The sequence below is a fragment of the Flavobacterium sp. genome (assembly GCF_040382755.1).
In the GTDB taxonomy this organism is placed as follows: domain Bacteria; phylum Bacteroidota; class Bacteroidia; order Flavobacteriales; family Flavobacteriaceae; genus Flavobacterium.
The window spans coordinates 1-3,453 of sequence record NZ_JBEIET010000169.1 but is presented as its reverse complement, the minus strand read 5'-3'; the positions used below and the strand labels follow the sequence as shown (position 1 = coordinate 3,453).

Sequence of the window (3,453 nt, the reverse complement as noted above, 5' to 3'; positions counted from 1 at the left end):
CTATGCAAATTTTAATGGTAGAGCGAGAAGATCAGAGTATTGGTATTTCGTTTTATTTAATATGATTTTTGCTATTTCAGCAATGATTTTAGATAATTTGCTGGGATTAAATTTTGATCCAATTCCTTATGGATGGTTTTATTTATTGTATGTGTTAGCTGTATTTATTCCAGGGTTAGCTGCTGCAGTAAGAAGACTTCACGATGTAAACAAAAGCGGATGGTTTATGTTTATTGCTTTAATTCCTTTAATAGGAAGTATTTGGTTATTAGTGCTTTTTTGTTCAGAAGGTACTAAAGGGCCAAATAATTATGGCGAAGATTCAAAATAATATATTTATTTAAATATAAACTAAAGGCTAATTATGAGAATAATTAGCCTTTATGTTTTCTTTCTAATTCGGCTTGAAATTCTTCCATTACAGGCTTAACCGTGCTCTCTGGAATATCTGAAATTTTAATATACATCAACCCGTCAATGGCGTTATTAAACATTGGGTCCACATTAAACGCTACAACTTTCGCGTTTTGTTTGATGTATTTTTTTATTAAAACAGGCAATCGTAACGATCCTGGTTCAATTTCGTCGATAATTTTATCAAATTTATTTAAGTCGGCTTCAGTTTCATTAAACACGAAATCTTTGTCTGCGTCTTTTAATTTTACCTTAAACTCTTTTTTCGGTTTAATATATTGCGCAACATATGGATCGTAATAATTGGATTTCATAAATTCAATCATTAACGATTTTGAAAATTCAGAAAACTGATTACTAATACTCACGCCGCCAATTAAAAATTTATGTTCCGGATAATGTAAAGTGGTATGTACAATTCCTTTCCAAAGTAAAAACAATGGCATTGGTTTTTGTTGGTATTGCGATATAATAAAAGCCCTTCCCATTTCAATAGATTGACTCATCATATCATTTAATTCGGGTTCAAATTTAAATAGTTCATTTAAATAAAAACCTTCTAAACCGTATTTTGGAAATATTTTAGAGCCAAATCCCATTCTATATGCTCCGGCAATCATTTGAGCATCATCATCCCATAAAAACATATGGTGATAGTATTGGTCAAATTTGTCTAAATCAATCGCTTCATTTGTGCCTTCGCCTACTTCTCTAAAAGTAATTTCTCGCAAACGACCAATTTCGTGAAGAATATTTGGAATTTTTTCGGCAGTTACTAAAAATACTTTATAGTTTTTACTTTGTAATAATTGATAATCGCCTTCTTTTAAGAAATTAATTTCCTCAATAATTTGTTCGTGATTGGCAGGTTTTACAATTTGTTTCGCTGCTTTAGGACTGGTGAATTTTGGAAATGTTAACTTAAAATTTTCTTCTTCAAACGAATTAGATAGCATATAAGTTTTCTTTCTTAAAAAATTTCCTAATTCTGGAATACTTTCGTATTCATTCAATTCATTAACCGAAATTGGTTTTCCAATTCTAACTTTAATTACTCGGTTTTTCTGAGTTAGTAATTCACTTGGTAATTTTGCCGTTCGTAACGTTTCGTTTAATTTAGATAAACTGTAAAACAACTTGCTGTTTTGTGCGTGAAAATAAATAGGAACAACAGGTACTTTTGCTTTTTTAATAATTTTTAAGGCACCTTCTTCCCAAGGTTTATCTACAATTAATTTGCCATCTTTATAGGTAGAAACTTCTCCTGCAGGAAAAATCCCTAAAGGTTTTCCATCGCTTAAATGACGCAACGTTTCTTTTATTCCTATAACGCTTGATTTTGCATCTTTATGATTTTCAAACGGATTTACCGGCATAATATACGGTTTCATCGGTTCGATTCTGTGTAATAAAAAATTGGCAATTATTTTGAAATTAGGTTCGCGTTCTAACATTAATTTCAATAATAAAATTCCGTCAATTCCACCTAAAGGATGATTAGAAATGGTAATATAAGCGCCGTCTTTTGGTAAACGTTTTAAATCTTCTTCCGGAATTTCGAATTTAATTTGAAACTCATCTAAAATAGCATTCAAAAATTCTAAATCACTTAAATGTTTATTTCTATTATAAATTTTATTAAGTGTAGAAATTTTGAGAACTTTCATGAGCAACCACCCAGAAAAAGTTCCAACAAAACCATACTTATCCGTTTTTATCGCTTTCGCTACTTCTTTTGCAGTAACTAATCCCATTTATTTGTGTTTTGACAGAGAAACAAAGATAACAATTCTATTCAATTTCCGTATAACTTGCTGTAACAATTGCCAACAATTTAATAATTGGCGTTTTTTGCTAAATTTTTTATAAATTACTCATTTATTGACACATTTTATTGAAAACTTTTTCTATTTTTGAGAATTAGATTTTTAAACACAATCGTACATTCTGAAAATAAGTAAAAGTAGGTTTGAAATTAAAAATTTATTACAGTTTTAAAACTTAAAATAGTTAATGAAGATTATCTCTTATAATGTAAACGGAATTAGAGCAGCCATAACCAAAGGGTTTATAGAATGGCTAAAAAGCGCTAACCCAGATGTAATTTGTTTACAAGAAATCAAAGCTACGGAAGATCAAATACCAACAGATGAAATAACGGCTGCGGGTTATCCGTATCAATATTATTTTTCTGCACAAAAAAAAGGGTATAGTGGTGTCGCCATTTTATGTAAAACCGAACCTAAAAATATCGTATTTGGTACAGGAATTGAGAGTATGGATTTTGAAGGAAGAAACCTTCGTGTGGATTTTGAAAACCTTTCAGTAATGAGTATGTATTTGCCTTCTGGAACCAATAACGACAGACTTGGATATAAGTTTCAATATATGGACGAAATTCAGGATTATATCGTAAACTTGCGACAAGAAATTCCGCATTTAGTTGTTTGTGGCGATTATAATATTTGTCACGAAGCTATAGATATTCATAATCCAAAAGGAAACGAAAAAACTTCTGGGTTTTTACCCGAAGAACGTGCTTGGTTAGACGGTTTTATGAAAACAGGAATGATTGATACGTTTCGTCATCTAAATAGAGAACCGCATAATTATAGTTGGTGGAGTTACAGAGCCAATGCCCGAAATAACAATAAAGGTTGGCGAATTGACTATTGTTTAGCAGCCGAACCTTTAAAAGATAAAATAAAAAGAGCACTAATTTTACCAGAAGCCAAACATTCAGATCATTGTCCGGTTTTGGTGGAAATAGGTTAATTAAATAGTATACAACCAAATTAGAATAAGAAACGTCTAAAGTAAATAATAATAACCGATTCGAACAGAATCAAATATATATAAAAAGATGATAAGAAAAATCACATTAGGATTAGTGATATTAAGCATGAGTACATCATGTGTTTCAAAAAAAATCTATCAAGATTTAGAAAACAAGTTTGCCGATTTAAAAAAAGAACGCAACGCGTTAGCAGATGAAAATGATGGTTTAAAAACCAATAATTCTACTTTGCAAACGGATTT

Annotated in this window: 3 protein-coding genes; 2 read left to right on the top strand and 1 reads right to left on the bottom strand. The window is 30.5% G+C overall.

The annotated features are described in order from the left end of the window. On the top strand, nt 1-331 hold a 331-nt coding region (locus ABWO04_RS10635), incomplete at its 5' end, for a DUF805 domain-containing protein (protein WP_353079680.1). A 43-nt stretch (nt 332-374) separates the two neighbouring features. Here ABWO04_RS10635 and ABWO04_RS10630 read toward each other — a convergent pair. Further along, nucleotides 375-2,168: a GNAT family N-acyltransferase gene (locus ABWO04_RS10630; RefSeq protein ID WP_353079679.1), complete on the bottom strand. Its 1,794-nt coding sequence runs from the start codon at nt 2,166-2,168 to the stop codon at nt 375-377. 259 nt (nt 2,169-2,427) lie between these two features. Here ABWO04_RS10630 and ABWO04_RS10625 point away from each other — a divergent pair, with 259 nt between their 5' ends. Further along, nucleotides 2,428-3,189, top strand: coding sequence for an exodeoxyribonuclease III (locus ABWO04_RS10625; RefSeq protein ID WP_353079678.1), 762 nt, complete (start codon nt 2,428-2,430; stop codon nt 3,187-3,189). The last annotated feature ends 264 nt before the right edge of the window (nt 3,190-3,453 follow it).

What these genes read in the sequence shown, in the direction of transcription:
- ABWO04_RS10630 (WP_353079679.1), bottom strand. Translation starts at nt 2,168, where the DNA reads ATGGGATTAGTTACTGCAAAAGAAGTAGCGAAAGCGATAAAAACGGAT.
- ABWO04_RS10625 (WP_353079678.1), top strand. Translation starts at nt 2,428, where the DNA reads ATGAAGATTATCTCTTATAATGTAAACGGAATTAGAGCAGCCATAACC.